Genomic DNA, 17324 nt, shown 5'->3' with positions numbered 1-17324 from the left:
CCTTTTTAGCGACCGTTCTTGCCTTCGGAACGGATAAGTACAGACGGGTTGTTCTTGATTTTCTGTGAAAATTCTTCGAGGTTTTCGAGAATCGTGTTGAGTTCATCCATGGCGTTTCCGACCTGGTCTTCGTTCTTGTAAACGATGGCGTCCACGCGCTGGGCGAGCTTGTTCATCGATTCGGCTGTCTGCATCAGGTTCTCGTTCAAGCCCTTGGTGTCTATTGCTTCGAGCTTTTCCTTGAGCACGGTGAGATTCTGTTCGGTCTTTGCGGCGAGTTTCGCTTCTTCGATTTCTGCAAGGATCTTCTGCAACGAAGCGGCGGACTTGCTCATGTTGCTGAGCGGCTTTCCGAGGTTTGCTGTTACGTAGCTCAAGTTTGCGGTCGTCTTTTCGAGATTTTGGAGAGTGCGCGAAATGCTTTCGGCGTTTTCTGGATTCAGTACACGGACTAGCCCGTCTACAATCGGATTGACTTTGCCAAAGATGTCGCCCATCTGGCCTGTAATCTGGTCGAACATCGAAGCTGCTGCCGGGACGAGGCCACCTTCGGGAACATTCGGTTCGCTGAAGGCTCCGCCGGAGAGAATCACCTGCTTTTCGCCGGTGAGGTTCATGCCTGCGGTCATGCCTGCGCGTGTACCAATCTTGATCGGGGTGCCGCGTTGCACCTTGAATTCAACGACGACCTGGTTCAAGTTCTGTTCGTTGATGGTAATGTTAGTCACGCTACCGACGGCAATACCGTTCAACTTCACCTTGGCATCGACAAAAAGCCCGTTCACGTCTGTGTCGAAAATGGTGTAGTAGTTGTCGAATTGCTCGCTCAGGTAACGCTTGAGCACGTAACCCAGGAACACGCAAATAAGCACTCCGCAAAAGAGCATAAATGCGCCAAGTTTTATTCTTTCGGATCGGGTGGTTTCCATTATTTCTCCAACTCAATCAATAAAATCAAAGTGGTAAAAGTCTTCGGCATTGTATTCTTTGGGGCACTGCCTATTGAAAAAATGCCTGAGGATGGGATCGTCGGATTCCATGCCTTCTTTCAAGGTCGCGTCTTTCAGGACGTAGCCGTCCTTGAGGTACACAAAGCGGTCGCAGACAATTTTGATGCTCTCGAGTTCGTGGCTCACAATCACCATCGAAACGCCGAGCGTGTCGCGCAGTTCGAGGAGCAGTTCGTCGAGCGAACGGGCGGTCACCGGGTCAAGACCTGTGGACGGTTCATCGCAGAACAAAAGTTCTGGCTTGAGCGCAATCGCGCGGGCAAGTGCGGCACGCTTTTTCATACCGCCCGAAATCTCGCCGGGGAACTTGTGGAACGCGTGGAGCAGGTGCACCTTCTCGAGGCGGTCTGCGACAATCGCTTCCATCTGGCTCTTGGGCATGTAGGGCATGCTACGCTTGAGTGGGAGCATCGCGTTTTCGGCGACGGTCAAGTCTGCTAGCAAAGCGCCACTCTGGAAGAGCACTCCGGTGCGCATACGCGTTTCGCTATCGAGGCCTTCTTTGGGCCCGAACGACTTTCCGAAGTACGTAATTGTACCTTCGTCGGACTTGATGAACTTGAGCACGTTGTTCAAAAGCGTCGACTTACCGCAACCGGAACTGCCGAGCACCATGCGGATTTCGCCCTTCTTGACGCCGAACGAAATATCCTTGAGGATAGTCTCGTTACCGTAGCTCGCTTTCAAATGGTCAACTTTTAGAATTTCGTCCATATTGACCTCTAATAGAAAATGAAGGCGAAAAGGGTATCCGAAATCACGATAGTACAAATGGCCGCCACAACGCTTGAAGTCGTCGCTTTACCGACAGCTTCTGCACCGCCGTGGGCGTTGAGGCCCTTGTTGCAGGCGATGAGTGTTACAATCCAGCCAAATACAAGCGCCTTGATTGTGCTCTTGAGGAACGTCATCGGGTCGATGCCGTCGCGAAGCCCCATCATGTAGTTCGAGAAAGAAATATCGCAGAAGAAATACGCAATGAGGAAGCCGGCGAAACTACCGACGATGGATGCGCTAAACGAGAGGATCGGTGTCGTGATGCTCAAGGCGATAAAGCGCGGGACCACGAGGTACTGCACCGGCGGGATGGCCATGGACTTCAAAGCCTTTACTTCTTCGCAGACGCTCATGTTTGCAATTTCTGCCGCCATGGCACTGCCGGAACGCCCGGCCAAAATAATCGTCGTGAGGAGCGGGCCAATTTCTGCAAAAATGAGGAACCCAAGCCCCGAAGCGAGGTAAGAGCCGCCACCGACCGCATTCAGCATCACCGAACTCTGGAGAGCCATCGTAAGGCAGATAAGTCCCACGAACAAGAAGCAAATTCCCATGGCTTCACTGCCCGACTTGAACATCTGCTTGGTGATACCGCCAAAGTGGATTTTACCCTTGTCGAACGGTCCGACGATGGTCCAGTAAATTGCCGTAAAGAGAAGCACGAGGACTTCGAAGACTTCTTTGAGCAGCGAAAAACCGACACCACCCATCATTTCGAGGATGTTGTTGGTTTCGCGCTGCGGTTTCTCGGGCGGAACCATCTTGCGGAGGTTCTGCAAATGCTGCCTGATTTCGGGCGAAAAATGCTTAAGGACGAGCCTGTTGCCCGTCTTTTCCGAAAGTTCCGCTAAAAGTGCAAAAAAGGCATCGGCGCTATAGTCCATCGAGGTAAGGCTTGATCCGTCCAGATGAAGCTCCCCTTTGGTGAGGGCGCTCCTGCAACTCGAAAGCAGCTTTTTGCTGTTCGCGGCAGTGAGAGCGCTAGGCAAAACTATCGATGTCGTTTCCATTGGGCGACAATTTAGAAAATTTTAAAACATGGCTGTGCTAAATCACCCCGTTTTCTTTTCTGAATGCTGAAAATTGGGCTAAAAAACGCAAAAAACGGGGATAAGAGGTTTAATTTAACTATATATGTTGTATGCTAAAAGAAAAAATGATGGAAAATGAGAAGGCGAATAAGCCCGGCTCTTTTCGAAAAAAGTTTGAATATGTAACTCAGGTTTGCGTAATCTTATTTACGGGGGTGTGCCTATTTTTGTTGTTCATATGTTGGCCTAAGCAGTCGCCTTCTCAAGATCCGACACTCATGTTGGCGAAAGATACTGATGGTAAATCGGTTCCCTGCGAAGTAGAAGGAAAGAAAATTTACCACTATCTAAAAGGCAATGAAACTGAACGTTTGTATGAATTTCATTATCATTTGGCGAGTGTAAAAGATGAAGTTGGCCTCCTGTACGAAGATGAAAATGGGCTACATCCGTTAGTGACTATTACAACACCCTTTCTAGAATTTCCTTGGTTTAAATTTTTCATCATGGAAAAGCAAAATGAATACGTTGTTTTCTATTATAGTGAAAGTGGCAAAGTTACACATGATATGAAAATAGAAGAGCAACCTTTTTCGAAAAAGGTTGTTGTTAAAGGTTTGATTGTTTCCTCGATAAATAAAAAGTATTTGAAGCGTGCAAATTGTTTTATGGGGGAGGACTAATGATGCAGTCTAAAGTTGTTCCTTTGTTGTGCGCTTTATCCTTGTGCTTTGGGGCGTTTGTTGAATCTCAGCTCATTTCGTTGGACCTCTCTTTGAACAATTATGGTTCAAAGTTGATTGTGAGTTGTATTACTTTGCCTCTTATTTGCTTTGCTGCGATTTCGCTTTTCTTGGATTCGATAAAAGTTCACAATCGTTTTTTAGCAAGAGGTTTGTGGCTTAAACTGGTTTGGATCATTGCGGCTGTGAATTTAATTGGGCTTTTTATGCCGTCTAGAAATGGGCAAAGCCAAAAGCAAACATCGACCGCAAATGCGGATTCGACAACGAGTCAACGGGTTGGCTGTTGGGATAACGACATGGATGTGCTCCTTGATATATATGAGAGTCAATGGGCTCGTGATTCTGGAAAAACGTTATCTGATAGAGAAGACTTTTATAGTAGTCTTTCTAGATATGACTCAAATTGCCTTTTAGATTCACTTTTGAAGATAGATGATTATCTTGGGTTTGTTGATGTTCAGTTATTATTTCAAACACCAGACAGTATTTTGAATTATCCTAAGGAAAAAGTAAAAAAAGATAGAGTATTAAATCTTTCTAAAGAAACGGTTGAGAATGTGAAAAAGTCGCCCGATTCCTGTGCACGTGAATTGTGGATGCTGGCGCTGAGTGAACGCGGAATTTTAGAATACGAGTTCAAAAATGAGTGCCGCATAAAAAAGTTTGAATCCGTCCAGCCAACGGCAGAGCAACTGAATTCATACTGGGTCTTTGAACATGACTTCGGTCCGAGCGCAGAATCGGATACCGCCAATAACTTTGCTTTGAAAAATAATCAACTGAGGAAAATTTCTAAAGTAGAAGGAAATTGCACAGGCCGAATTGTTGGTTCAAATGATAACGGCGTAGCTGTTGAACTTTCGGTTAAACTGAATGATGAAAATCGCGAATGTTGGCTTGGGGATAAAACGTTCCCTTATTACATATCATCAAGTGAAAAACTTCATTTTAAAATGACGCCTCCTTCAAGGAGTATTGCGCCTGTTACGGGAAAATTCATTAGGTATGATCGGGCGCATGAACAAGTAAAACCGCTGCTTGCGAGCGATTCTATTTTATTGCCATGGGAAGGCCTCAAAAGAGATTCCTCGTCAGAGGATGCAGAAATAGAACGAACTTTTTATCGTGAGGTGGGGGCTCGTTATCCCAAAGTGGTTCCGTTTGAACGCTTTACGAAAATTTCAAAAGGACAATCGATGATAATTGATATTCCGTGCCTTGATGAAAAGATCGCTAAAACGTATGGATCCAGTTTTAATGTCGTCCGGCCTCTATTCCCCATTCTCCGTTGCGAAATAGCCCCTGCGGATAAAGATTATTTTGGGGAATGATAAAATTTCTATTTTTACATTCATGGCAGATTTCCGCAGAAACAACCGCTTTAAGGGCAATGGCGGGGCGTTTAAAGGCCCGCGTCCGAACCGCAATAACGACCGTCGTGACTCTAGTCGTGAACCGCGTGGTGAATGTTTGACGCTCCGCATCGAAAAAATGGTGCAGGGAGGCGAGGGCATGGCGCGCTTGGAAGATGGTCGCGTGTGCTTTGTGGCGGGTGCGCTCCCGGGTGAACTCTGCAAGGTGCGACTCACGTTCCAGAAAAAGGACTTTACAAAGGGCCGCGTTGTCGAAGTTCTGGAAGCAAGCCCGGACCGCGTTGAGCCGCGTTGCCCGCTGTACGGCAAGTGCGGCGGCTGCAGCTTGCAACATCTCGCTTCCGAAAAGCAAGCGGAATATCTTGAAAAAGTCGAACGTGAAAATTTCAAGCGCCTCGCTCATGCGGAACTGCCCGAAGATTTTGTCATCCATACAGGGAATGCCTGGGGTTACCGAAACCGCGCTCGTGTCGTGTTCCGCGGCAGTTCTAATCGCGGCGCAGTCCCAGAAAATCGCGGCGCAAGCTCGGCGACTTTCGAAGGTGCAGGCTCGGCAACTCTTGAAGGTTCTGCTAACCGCGCAGTCTTTGGTTTCCGCGGCGAAGAAAGCAATAACATCGTCCCGTTTGAAAAATGCCCTGTGCTCACGGACGGCTTGAATGAATTCTTGCGTGGACCTGCCGCGACGCTTCTCGCGGGCGATTCTAATCGTAATTCGAGCGGTCGCGACGACTTTCACAGGTATTCTCGCGATATCGATGTAAACATCTTCGATAACGGTGCGGGCGAAATTTCGTTCTATTACCCAGGAATGCACAAGTCTGAATTCGATGCGCATGCTGTGAGCCTTGTCGAAATTGCAGGCCGCAAAATCGAAGCGGATGCGTCCGTATTTTTCCAGAGCAATTTGGGACTTTTGCCGGAACTCGTTGAATCGGTCCGCAAGGCTGTGGATGAAGGCTTGGCAAGTGGCAAGTCCTCTGACGCTTGGCTGATTGACTTGTTTAGCGGCGTCGGTTTCTTTGCCTGTATTTTGCAGGACAAGTTCAAGAAGATTACGACTGTCGAACGCGAAGAAGGCTGCCTCAAACACGCAAAGGTTAATTTGTCTGTCCCTGCGGCGTTCCCCGAAGATTCTGCGGCATCTCGGGATTGCGTGGCTTCTCGCACCCCTGAAATTGAAAACGTCTCGGCCCCTGCCGAAGATTGGCTCGTCGAAAACGTCGTCGATGTCCCCGCCACCCTCATTGTTGACCCTCCGCGAACAGGCCTCCCCAAAGAAGCTTTGACCGCCATCGTGAAAAGCTCTGTCAACCGCCTGATTTACGTTTCTTGCGACCCGGTGACGCTTGCACGCGACTTTGCCAAGTTCTCTGAGGCCGGATTTACCCTTTCTCACGCCGAAGGCTTCGCTTTTTACCCTCAAACGCCCCATCTTGAGATGATGTTTGTACTTGACAGATAGTTTTTTGCTATTTTAAAAAGTGCTGTTGGGCAAAAAAGAGAGGGATACAATGAACAAAAAACAGAAAGTCGTTATGCTTGCAACTTTAGCCTTGGGTGGGCTTTTTGCAGGTTGCTCAAAATCTGAACCCATTATCGCCTGTGGTCGTGAATGGAATCCGGCTGTGGGCTATGTTGCTGATACAGGTAGCGTATTCAGAATGGCTGATGAACTCATCATCCAGTTGCGTTATGGAACGGGTTTTGATTTTAATACGCTGAAATTTGCGTTCTACGAAGGGACTCTTGCTAACAAGGGGACTCAGCTTTGGGAACGTGATTTCCATGTTTCCAATAAAATGGAAGCGTTTACTCTTGAAGCGCGTTCGCGTCGAGGCGGTTATGCAACGGCCCGCGAAATGACAAAACTCAAAGCCCCTGGAACGGTTGTTCTTGAAATTTCTTCTGAAAGAGGCTTGATTGCTTCAAAACAGTTAACGATTGTCAATCAATAGTTGGTTAATTTAATGAATAAAATAAAACTCTTGAGTGGAATGTTTGTCGCTGCAATGCTTACCGCATGTGGGCAGTCTGAAGTATCTGTTGACTATAAATTAAACGCTCCTGTCACGCTCGAAATGTACACCGAAAGCTATTATGCGACGCTGGACTTGAAGGGCGAAGAAAAGGTGGGGACGATTACAGCGACGTATGCCGATTTGAACTACTCTTCAAAAGGCGATACGACGTTTGTCAAGCGCAATTACGTGATTGACAAGTCTCGCGGATACCTCAAGAATTTTATGCCGACGGAACTTGCCTGGCGCATCAAGGAAGTGAACCTAGCCGCTGTAGACCGCAATGTGACGAGCCTTACCGGCATTGATGATGGCTATGATACGTTGCTGGCCCATATCCCGATGCCGAGCCGCTGGCGCGATCAGCTCTTGAATCCTGAATTCAAGCCGCACCTCAAGCGCTTGGAAAAGCACCGCTGGGAAATGGACCACTTGCTCAAGGGTGTTGTGCCGGTCAAGGGCAATGTGACTGAACTCCTCAAGCAGCAGGGCCGTCTGAACTTTGCGCTTATCAAGGTGGATTCTGTGGTGACGAGGGGCTTTACGAATCGCGACCACCGCAAGTGCCTGGACTACGTCGTCTACTTGCAAGAAACTGAAAGTTTCCCGTACTTCATTTGGGAACAGCACGTGGGTAGCAAGATTGTGCCAGACAAGTTCAAGGCTTATACCTCTGGACTTAAGGGCGAATATCGCACCGAGTTCGAAGTCATGATTGAACCGGAAACAGGTCTCCCGTGCCAGGAACGTGAAGTCAAAGTCGGAACGCACACGATGATCCACCCCGAAACAAAGGATACCGTCACGTTCACGAGCCATGTCTCGTACGAAAGACTTTACAATATTAAGCGCGATATCCCCGAAGCCGCTGAATAAATTGCAATTGTCATGCCTGCTACCGAGCAGGCATCTCCATTCAATGTCATGGCAGCATTCTAATAACCATTGACTAATAACTAAGTTCTGCTTATTATTTTTTGTACCTTTATTTTATGCGTTTGACAATCCCTCTCTTCCTTCTCCCTGTCGCGATGAACTTCATCGGTTGCGCAACTCACGTCTCCTCGCAGCAGACCATGGCTGATGACCGCAATCTCGTTTACGAAGATACGTACAAGGCGTACCGCGAAGCCGAAGAAAAGTATTTGAACTTGCTGTTCAATATCGAGCGCATGCCCGAAGAAGAAGAACTTTGGGTGATGAAGCGCGAACGCATGCTTGAACTCATGCAGCTCAAGGAACTCATGTTGAACGCTCGCGTGGAACTCGATGGCGCTATTCAAGAATGGGAACGCCACTTGCTTGATGTCCAGGCCGAAGTGAAATCTCGTGAAATCAAAAAACTGAATCCAAATTTCAAGGGCCGCGATGCCGTACGTACAAGTCCCGGCCAACTCCTCCCCGAAGACAAAAACGCCAAAAGCTTTAACTACTAAACCAAAAAAACGGCGGCCTTCGCCGCCTTTCGTTTATGCTAATCTAGAACAGCATACACAATTATAGTTGCTGATACGTTTTATAATGCAATAAGCGTCGGCCAAGGATGGGGAGGGTGCAGGGAGGGGCCCGTGCGGCCTTCGCAACTCTGAGCTGGGGCCCCGCCCGCGTGAAGTACTATTTTGATTTATAATTGGCAATTTTTTATTGCCAACTATTTTGGAAACCCATCCCAATGGAAAACTTGATTCTCGTCGGGCGGAGCGCTTTTGGCAAGAATGTCAGGTGGACTGGGTCCAACTTCGTTCCCCCGTGGAAATCCTTGTCCTCACCGATGCGACTCAAACCGCGCGCAAGCGTAAGCGTTATGTCAAGAGGAATGTTGTCCCAAATCTTGTTGCCCATGCGGAAGCTTAAACCCACGGAACGGTCCCAGAATTCATGCTTGGTGAATTTGTTTGTGAAAAAGTCTCCATTCCAGGCGGCGCCAATCTGAGCGAACAAATCTACGTACAAACTGCGAGTCGAGAAAATCCAGAGGTCGTGTCTCCAGTCGTCATAAATCGGGTAGAGGTAATGGAGCTCGGCCATCGCCGTCTTTGTGCCTGAAAGTGTGTAATCCTCATCGCTTCTCAAGTACGGGTAACCGTCCAGGAACACTGGAGTGTAGTAGTACGAATCTAGCGTGTCGCTGACGTCATCTGTATTCCAGTGAAGGTAGCTTGTGATTTTTCCGCCGGCGGCAAGACGAGCGTGGAGGAACGGCGTTTGTACGCTCCCATAAAGATTCAGACCGAATTGGTGGAGCGCGAAGTTTCTGTAGTGTGTTTCAATTCGACCATTTTCGGTGACGTAGAGCGTTCCTGGTTTACTGAGATCACTGTTGGCGTATTGGTAATAAACGAAGAGTCCGTTCCCTTGGCCCGAAATTCCCGAGCCACCTTCGCCTTCGTGGTCGCCATAAAGCCCGAGGCCGACAGTTGCGCTAAATCGTTTTTGGTACGTCCATTCGATTCTTTCATCGTAGAAGTTGACGTTTGCCCAATCGTAGCTGACTGCGGCCTGCAATGTATCGATGCTCTTGAAAATGCTGTAGCCAGCGGTACCCGTAATGGCTTGTGTTGCAAAGGCGTAGTAGCTTGTTTTTAAGCTGTCTCCTCCGTTTCCTCCAACATCTTCGACACGAATGGTATCTTTGTTTGTGTAGTTCGCATAGCTGTACGAAAGTCCAAGGTCAATAGGCGTGCTGCGGTTATCCCATGCGATAAAGAATTCCTTTTCGATTTTGGGATTGAGTCCGTCACCATTGATGTAGTCGATGCCTTTCCCGAGTTCAAGCAACAACCCGAGTTGCACGGTGTTTTTCTTGAGAGCGTCACTGATGACAACGGCAAGGCCAAGCTTAGCCTTGATTTCGCCTTCGCCAAAGACGGTCATGCTCGGGGCGTTTTCGGAAATGCTGAAAATCGGTACGAACAGCGGAATGTTCGGGATTGGTTTGTAATTGCGTTCGGCGCCTGCAAATTCACGATCGACGAGTTCAAGATTTTTGTGAATCTTTTGCGGGAGCGTTCCGTGCAAGATGATTTCGCGTTGTGTCGAATCTGTAACGGCCACCTTGATGGTGTCGCGGTGCTCGACTTGAATCACGTCCTTGCGTAATACCTCTTCTGTGCATTTTGCGGTGTCGGCAACATTGCTTGCGACGTTTGCGGTCTTTGTTGAATCGACTGTTGTGGCTGTGTCTGCGCATGCGACTTGAAGCGTATCGGCCATTTGCAATACGCTATCACGTACGGTCACGACAACGCTATCGCGGAACATCGGCTCTGCTTCTTTTACGTATGGCAATTTGTAAAGAGAAAAACCGTCCTTGTCGTATTGCGTAAAGAAAATCGTGTCACCAGCAAGTGTCGGAGTGAATGCGCCACCGACCACGTTTGTGAGTGCGCGTTCCTTGCCGGTGTTCAAGTCTTTCTCGATCAAGTTGAAAATGTTGTTGCGGTTGCTGGCGAAAATAATCTTGTCGTTGTCAATCCAGTTGACATCGCGCTCGTCGTAGCCTGCAGTGCTTACGACTTTGAAGTTTGCTCCGTTCGTGTCAATTATTGCGATGCCTCGTTGCTTGTCATCAAAGAAACTGAAGGCGATGCGCTTTCCGTCCGGGCTGAACTTGGGGCTGTAAATATTATAGTAGAGGAACGAAGAATCGGGCTTGAAAATGTCAATGGGATCTTCGGTGGAGGCGTTCTTCAAATCGCTATTGAACGGAATCTTGCTCAAGACGAATCTTGTGCTGGATGGCTCGCGTCTTACGAATACAATTGCGGAACCTTGTTTATTGAATGACGGGTAAACGGCATCAACAAGGTATGTGAGGGCGACTTCGTTCTTGTTCGTATCGCTTACGGCAACGTCAAAATGCGCATGACCATCCTTGTCGCGGTTCTGGTAGCTGATGTAGGCGAGAATTGGACCGTGCGTGCTGTCATCGTAAACATCGATGCCCTTGTCGAACCAGGGCTTTTTGGCCTTGAAGCCGGACTTTGCAAAATCGGTGATGTTGATAAGGCTACTGTCGGCGCCTTCTACCTTGATTTCACCAACATCAACCTTCGCAGAATCTTGAACTTTATCGGTTTTCGCGGAATCTACGACTTTTTCTGAATGTGTCGCGGTACTATCTCTTGTCTTTAAAGTATCTTCCAGCGGAATCTTGAAAACAGCTCCGTCAAACCACGGACCGCCAAAATTCGAAACGCCGTAGAGGTTCTTGCCGCTCACGACAGGGAAGTCCTGCCAGAAGGCGTCCTTGGTAATCTTGGTGCCCTCGACAAGTGTGCCGAGAGAATCTTTTTGCGCCTGGTATTGCTCGGTAATTTCTTTTTTCCAGGCGTCGTAAAGTTGCTGTTCGCTGATGCCAAGAACGCTCTTGATGGCTCCGTTGAGCGTTGCGCGGTAAGGCTTTCCAAGTTCGTGCCAAATTTTTGGAATGGCGTCATCGCCGTAATGTTTGGCGATGTAGAGCACAAGCGAAAAGCCTTGCGTGTAGGGCCCGAGTTCGGCGAGTAGCGAATTGTCCGAAAAGTCGTGCATGTACGGGAGCGTCATGAGGCTATCGTTCAGTGCGGCCGTGCGGAGGAGCATGTCGCGGTGCGTGTCCCAGGCGTCAAAACCCATGCGCGAAGATTCGTATTGTGCAGTACCTTCGGCAAGCCAAAGCGGCTGCAACGTAAACGGAATCATCGTGAGAAAGTCGCTTCTCGTGCGTTCATTATAATAGTCGGTATAGCTGAATTGGAATCCGTAAAGGTTCGGGACAATTTTAGCCCCGCTCTCAATGCTCACGAGATGGCTGAATTCGTGGGTCACCACGTCCGAAATCCAGCCGTGGCTGCTGCGGATCTTAAAATCCCAGTTGGTGAGCCAGAGGTTTATGGCGTTCTCGCTCGGGACGGCGCTTCCGTTGCTATAAAGAGCGTTGTTCAAAACGGCGCTGATTCGTGGGAGCGGCTTGTTGTAGCGGCTCGTGACGGAATCGTAGACGGCCTCGGCGTATGCGGATACTTTAGCGGCGTGCGTTGAATATTCGACAGGGTAGATAAACTGGAAATGTTCCGTGCCTGCGGTTTTCCACTGGATATCGCTCTGGTTGCCGTAAAAACCGGCGGCGCTTGCTGTCCCCGCCAACAATGCGGAACAGGCTGCCAAAATGCTCTTTATTTTAAACTTCATAACGGTAATTTAGAATTTTGGGAACGTGTAGAAAACACGTGTATGTAGAAAATGCCATGTACAGAAAAACCGCATGATTGCTCATGCGGCCGTTTGGAGGAAGATGAGGATCTTCTGTGTTTCTAAAGATACGAATTCATCTTGCAACTTAAAGACTTAAAAGTGATTTTTAATAATTGGTCTGTATCAGCTGTACTTGTTGCGCTATTCTTCCTATTGTCTACTTCCTACTGCCTACTACGAAAAAAAAGCCACGCATTTCTGCGTGACTTTAGATGATTTAAGGTGTGATTTCAGTTTTGATGCTTTGGGCGTTTACGCCCTTATTTTCCGACGCCGAGAGCCTTGTCGAGGCCTTCAATCAACTTGCCGTTTTCAATCACGGAGAAGTTGCCGGTGTAGCCCCAGTGCGTCCAAGGAATCTGGAGGGTATCGCAGATTTCACGCATGGCTGTGAGGTAGTTGATGCGGGATTCTGCGGTAGAGCGGAGGTTCAATGCACCGAATTCGTTGATAATCACCGGAACATTGTTCGTTGCAGCCCACTTCTTGGCCTTGAGAATCTGTTCCATGATGGCTTCCTTGCTGCCGGTCTTGTAGTAGTTCTTGATGTTCGTCTTCACGTAAGATTTTGTGCTCTTGTTGACGCCGAAGTCGCCAGAAACCGTAGACCACTTTGCCGGATCGTAGGGGAACGGAAGGTCGTGAATCGTGGCGTAGTCGGTCCAAGAACCACCCTGATGCGTGAAGGCGAACGGTTCGTAAGTGTGGATGACATAGATGATATTGTCGTCGGTGAACGGAGTGCGCTTGGTGAGGAGAGTAATGGAGTACCACTGAGCATCACCGAAGAGAATGGAATGCTTGGTATCAACCGTGCGGATGGCGTCAATCATGGCCTGGGCTGCAACGGTCCACTGGGCTGCGGTAACCTTTCCATCGCTCATGTCCGGTTCGTTCAAAAGTTCGAAGAACAAGTCTTCGCGAGTATTTTCAGCATAGTGGGCGGCCACATGCTTCCACGTTTCTGCCATCATCTTGATATAGTTCGTGTCCTTGGCGCTTGTGGTGTTGTAGCTATTGTCATATTCGTGATAATCAATTACGAAAGACATGTTGTGCTTGGCGGTCCATTCTACGAAGGAGTCGAGAACCATGAACAATGTGTCGTCATCGAACTTGAGTTCTGTATCGGTGCCTTTTACGAATGCATCGCGGTTCGTGGCGTACAGGTCGAGGTCAATCGGCAAGCGGAGGCTCTTGAAGCCGTTTTCGGCAAGAATCTGAACGTCCTTTTCGCCCAATTCAAAAGACTTGAACTTGCCATCGGCATTTTCGAGCCAGTTGGTAAAGTTGACGCCCTTGTTGAGGTACTTCATGGCCTTTTCTTGCAACGGATTCGTTACTGTAATTTCAGCTTCTGTGAAGGTTACGTTCGGAATGACCGGGTCCTTGATTTCCATATCCGGCTGGTCCTTTTCGACTTCAGAGGAGTCTTGCAAATAAATGTTGTCGATGAAGAGGGAATCGGTTATGACCTTGCTCTTGTTTCCCTTTGCCTGGAAGCTGATAGCCATGATGTGCTTTGCGTCGAACGGGACTTCCTTGCCCCAGCCGCCCTGAACGAGATCCTTGAAGCGGACAACTGCCTGCTTCCAAGTGCGAGATGCCGGGAACTTGGCGAGATGCACGTCATAGTCTTCGACGTCAGTAATTTCGACATGCACTTCGTGGGCGCCGCCCTTGTACCAGTAGGTAAGGCCGCCAAAACGTCCGTTGGCTTCGTCCGGTGCGACTTGAACGCCCCAGCCAACATACGGATCAAATTCATAATCCCCTCTGTCGAGCGTGTAGTTGACTTGCAAGGCAAACTTGGAGCCGTTATTGACGCTAGCCGGAATGATGTTTTCTTCGGCGTTGAGTGGAGTCGTGATGATGGATGCTCCGCCATTGTCATTATCATTGTAGGTGTACCAGTAATCAAAAACGCTCAGGTTGTCCCCGTCTTCGAAGTCATCGACCAAGACGCCAAGGCCTTGCGGGAGTGTAATCGGACCTTCCGCGGGGAGGGTTGAGGGATCAACCGCTGCGGCTGAGCTAGAGGTCGGTTCTGCTAAAGCGTCGCTGGAGGTTGGTTCCATGGCGCTGCTGGAATCCGGAAATTGTGGTGTGTTTGCAAACGGGGTGCTTGGATTGTCATCGCTACAGGCTGTAAGTGCCATTACAGTTGCGATTCCGAGAATGCTCATTTTGGGGTAGAAATTCTTGAGTTGCATAAAGCCCTCTTAATGTGTTTTTCTTTTTCCTTAAGATATATTTCGCTGCGTTCCGTATAGTGATGAAAAACTGAAGTCTACATTAAAAGTGTATTAAGTGTTTTGGTCGAAAAATCCTTTTTTTGTAAGAAAAACACACAAAAAACTTTTATTTAAGTGTCCAAGGCCGTTGCCCCCACTGTAAACTTTTTATCTTGCATTTTGAATGCGCTATTTTTCGGAAATTTACCACGAATCGACCCAGTACATTCCTCGCGGAAGCGGGGATCCTATCATTATGCATTGGGAAAAGCAGGCGTATGCCGATAAGCGTTATGAAGGGTGCGAACGTCATCCGTTGACGGCCGCGTTCATGCCGCTTTTGGCACCGGTTTCGGCGGATTACCTGAATCCGGTTTGCGTCTATGCCGTGGTGCATGGGGGAGAGGTTCCCGATGGCGTTTACTACGTGGACCGTGCAGAATCGAAGCTTGTCAAGATTGGCGGTGTCGATGTCCGCAAGGCGATTCTTGCGTCGTTTCCGGAACAGGAATTTATAACCGAAGCGCAGACGATTTTCATTTACACAGGGCTCCTGGAACGTGCGGTTTGGCGATTCCGCGAGGCCGCGTATCGTCAGGTGCAAATGGATGTGGGCTCTGCTTGCGCAAACACGATTCTCCTTGCAAAATCCCGTGGACAAAAAGTTTTTGCATTGGGCGGGTTTGTCGATGATTCCATTGCGGTCTCGCTCAAACTTGGGGCGACCGAAATGCCGATGGCGGCGATTGCGGTGTTCCCTGAAAAGAGCATGGTCGCGTTCAATTCCGTCGATGATGGTGTTGGTGAACTTGCTTATTCGAATCATGCGGAGATGGGTGCGTACATTGGCGAAGATGAATGCCGCATGGAAATTTCGCGTTATCCGTCGCGATTCATGTTGCAGAATCGTCTTGAAAACATTGACGACTTGAACCTTTGCATGAAGGTGCGCCGTTTGAATGTGCAGGCGCTCCCGGGCGATGAATTTCCGCTGACGCCGTCGAAGTTTACGAATGAGTATTACTTGCGTGAACTGTGGTATTTGCGTGCCGATAAAAAAGTCGCCACTCCGTTTACACACGGAACGCTGGACTTGGACGATTTTTCGTCGATGTTGCGCTGGCTGGAACTTGCTCAGTTAAACGCTTTTGGTGCTGGACTCATAAAAATTTGGGTGGTGGTTTTTGATGTGATGTTCGTGTATGCTGGCGTGTACCGCTACATCCCGGTTCGCAAGTCCATTTACATGCAAAGTGGTTCTGCCAATCCGAAAAAGTTTAACAAATGCTTTGCCGTTCCCGAACAAGTTCAAAATGCGATGTTCGCAGTAGTTCTCACGTCTAATTTGAACGAGTCCTGCAATGTGCTTGGCAACCGCGGCTACCGCTACATGAACTTGAACGCGGGCGTGCTCACTGAATCGCTTTACGTCTCCGCGCGTCTCCTCAACAAGACTGCCCGTGAAGAGCATTTCTTCTACCATGACGAATTGAAAAAATTGCTTGAAATTCCGGAAAGCGAAAGCATCATCTCGACTGTGCTCATCGGAAAAAGTCCCGCGAGATAGCGGATTTTGAAACGCCCGCGCATTGTCACCCCGGATTCTGTTCTGGGAGGGCACCTCCCTCTCGTCATCCTGAGGAGCGTAGCGACGAAGGATCCATTATTTCTCGTTCTTGCATTGTCACCCCGGATTAGTTCTCTTTGACTACTTGCAGCTATGCTGCTTAGTAGTCATGATCCGCGAATGGGGACGGGGTCGGCATACACGTTTTATCCGAAGATATTCAGCATTACCGGTGTCACGAACACTGTCATCACGCCCGCGACCCCTATCGACAAGCTACTCATCGCGCCCTGAACTTCTCCAATTTCCATAGCCTTAGTCGTTCCAAGTGCGTGGCTCGCCGTTCCAATGGCAACGCCTTGTGCAACCGGATTCCCGATGCGGAAAAATCTGCAAACGAGCGGTGCTGTCACGGCGCCTGTAATTCCCGTAATGACTATTGCCACAATCGTGATTGACGGAATACCGCCAATCTGCTCGGATACCACAGAACCCATCGGAATAGTGATGGACTTAGGAATGAGCGAAAGCATCAGAGTCTTGCTGATGTTGAAAATCTTGGCGCAAGCGATTACGCAGGCAATGCTTGTGATGCAGCCCACGAGAATCCCAGTTAAAATTGGGAGCCAGTTGTTTTTGAGTGCCTGGATGTGTCTGTACAAAGGAACGGCAAGCAGAACTGTTACAGGTCCAAGGAAAAATGAAATGTAATCGCCACCGACTTTGTATGTATCGTAACTGATTCCTGTAATCGTCAAAAAAACGATGATGAGAATGGTTGCAATGAGAATCGGGTTCAAAAGCGGATTACGCCACTTGTTGCGGATGGTAACGCCAAGCTCAAAAGCGATGATAGTAAGAATGATTCCAAACATAGCGCGTAAAAATCAATTTTTGTCTTTGGATTTTTTGCTTAAAAGTTGAACGGTCCAGCCTGTTATTGCCATCGTCGCAATCGTAATTACGATGCAGAGGAACAGCAATAGGGGCCACTGGCTTTTGACATCGTCACCGACGAGCATAAGCCCGATTGCTGGCGGCAAGAAGAAGAACGAAAGGCGTTTCAAGAAGAAATCGCTCACTTCGCGAATCTGGTCGAGTTTCACGATTTTTAGGCAAAGTAACAAGAGCAGGATGAGCATTCCGAGAATGTTACCGGGGACGGGAATGCCCGTGTAATCATGAATGAGGTCGCCTGCGTAGCAAATCCCCAAAATCAGGGCTAATTGTAATAATACTCGCATGCGGCCAAAGATAGAATAATGCTTAAGGCGTGTAAAGACTATGTTTTCCTTATTTGTCATCCCCGCCTCCGTGCGGGGATCACCAT

Annotated in this window: 14 protein-coding genes; 7 read left to right on the top strand and 7 right to left on the bottom strand. The window is 48.6% G+C overall.

The window, feature by feature from the left end; genetic code table 11:
* Nucleotides 1–5 precede the first annotated feature (5 nt).
* Genes B3A20_RS12300 through B3A20_RS12290 form a run of 3 tightly spaced genes read right to left on the bottom strand, consistent with a single transcriptional unit; the run spans nucleotide 6 to nucleotide 2797 of the window.
* Nucleotides 6–929: an MlaD family protein gene (locus tag B3A20_RS12300; protein WP_290765274.1), complete on the bottom strand. Its 924-nt coding sequence runs from the start codon at nucleotides 927–929 to the stop codon at nucleotides 6–8.
* A gap of 12 nt (nucleotides 930–941) precedes the next feature.
* Nucleotides 942–1724, bottom strand: a complete 783-nt coding sequence (locus B3A20_RS12295; protein WP_014546866.1) for an ABC transporter ATP-binding protein — start codon at nucleotides 1722–1724, stop codon at nucleotides 942–944.
* 8 nt (nucleotides 1725–1732) lie between these two features.
* Nucleotides 1733–2797 (bottom strand): ABC transporter permease, encoded by a 1065-nt coding sequence (locus B3A20_RS12290; protein WP_290765270.1) that lies wholly within the window; start codon nucleotides 2795–2797, stop codon nucleotides 1733–1735.
* Between the two features lie 131 nt (nucleotides 2798–2928).
* Between B3A20_RS12290 and B3A20_RS12285 the strand changes: the two genes are divergently transcribed.
* The 6 genes from B3A20_RS12285 (at nucleotide 2929) to B3A20_RS12260 (ending at nucleotide 8394) form a co-directional block, all read left to right on the top strand.
* Nucleotides 2929–3501 carry a hypothetical protein gene (locus B3A20_RS12285; RefSeq protein WP_290765268.1) on the top strand — a complete coding sequence of 191 codons (573 nt, stop codon included), beginning with the start codon at nucleotides 2929–2931 and terminating at the stop codon, nucleotides 3499–3501.
* Nucleotides 3501–4895, top strand: a complete 1395-nt coding sequence (locus tag B3A20_RS12280) for a hypothetical protein (protein ID WP_290765266.1) — start codon at nucleotides 3501–3503, stop codon at nucleotides 4893–4895. Before B3A20_RS12285 ends, B3A20_RS12280 begins: the two co-directional genes overlap by 1 nt.
* A gap of 22 nt (nucleotides 4896–4917) precedes the next feature.
* Nucleotides 4918–6402 (top strand): class I SAM-dependent RNA methyltransferase, encoded by a 1485-nt coding sequence (locus B3A20_RS12275; protein WP_290765264.1) that lies wholly within the window; start codon nucleotides 4918–4920, stop codon nucleotides 6400–6402.
* A 49-nt stretch (nucleotides 6403–6451) separates the two neighbouring features.
* On the top strand, nucleotides 6452–6895 hold the full coding sequence (locus B3A20_RS12270) for a hypothetical protein (protein ID WP_290765262.1): 444 nt from the start codon (nucleotides 6452–6454) through the stop codon (nucleotides 6893–6895).
* Nucleotides 6896–6907: 12 nt separating this feature from the next.
* Nucleotides 6908–7834: a hypothetical protein gene (locus B3A20_RS12265; protein ID WP_290765260.1), complete on the top strand. Its 927-nt coding sequence runs from the start codon at nucleotides 6908–6910 to the stop codon at nucleotides 7832–7834.
* Nucleotides 7835–7950: 116 nt separating this feature from the next.
* A complete protein-coding gene (locus B3A20_RS12260) occupies nucleotides 7951–8394 on the top strand; it encodes a hypothetical protein (protein ID WP_290765258.1) in 444 nt (147 codons plus the stop codon).
* 205 nt (nucleotides 8395–8599) lie between these two features.
* On the opposite strand, the gene B3A20_RS12255 is transcribed toward B3A20_RS12260, so the two are convergent.
* Nucleotides 8600–12130 carry a hypothetical protein gene (locus tag B3A20_RS12255; protein WP_290765256.1) on the bottom strand — a complete coding sequence of 1177 codons (3531 nt, stop codon included), beginning with the start codon at nucleotides 12128–12130 and terminating at the stop codon, nucleotides 8600–8602.
* A gap of 323 nt (nucleotides 12131–12453) precedes the next feature.
* Nucleotides 12454–14406 (bottom strand): cellulase family glycosylhydrolase, encoded by a 1953-nt coding sequence (locus tag B3A20_RS12250; protein ID WP_290765254.1) that lies wholly within the window; start codon nucleotides 14404–14406, stop codon nucleotides 12454–12456.
* A 205-nt stretch (nucleotides 14407–14611) separates the two neighbouring features.
* Here B3A20_RS12250 and B3A20_RS12245 point away from each other — a divergent pair, with 205 nt between their 5' ends.
* Entirely contained in the window at nucleotides 14612–15994 is a 1383-nt protein-coding gene (locus B3A20_RS12245) for a nitroreductase family protein (RefSeq protein WP_290765252.1), read from the top strand.
* Nucleotides 15995–16200: 206 nt separating this feature from the next.
* Here B3A20_RS12245 and B3A20_RS12240 read toward each other — a convergent pair whose 3' ends face one another.
* The gene (locus B3A20_RS12240) at nucleotides 16201–16869 is read right to left on the bottom strand and encodes an LrgB family protein (protein WP_290765250.1); all 669 of its coding nucleotides are present in this window, start codon (nucleotides 16867–16869) and stop codon (nucleotides 16201–16203) included.
* Between the two features lie 12 nt (nucleotides 16870–16881).
* Nucleotides 16882–17298, bottom strand: a complete 417-nt coding sequence (locus B3A20_RS12235) for a CidA/LrgA family protein (RefSeq protein ID WP_290765248.1) — start codon at nucleotides 17296–17298, stop codon at nucleotides 16882–16884.
* Nucleotides 17299–17324: the final 26 nt, after the last annotated feature.

It is taken from the genome of Fibrobacter sp. UBA4297, from assembly GCF_002394865.1.
Lineage (GTDB): Bacteria > Fibrobacterota > Fibrobacteria > Fibrobacterales > Fibrobacteraceae > Fibrobacter.
This window is presented reverse-complemented; position numbering and strand designations above follow the sequence as displayed.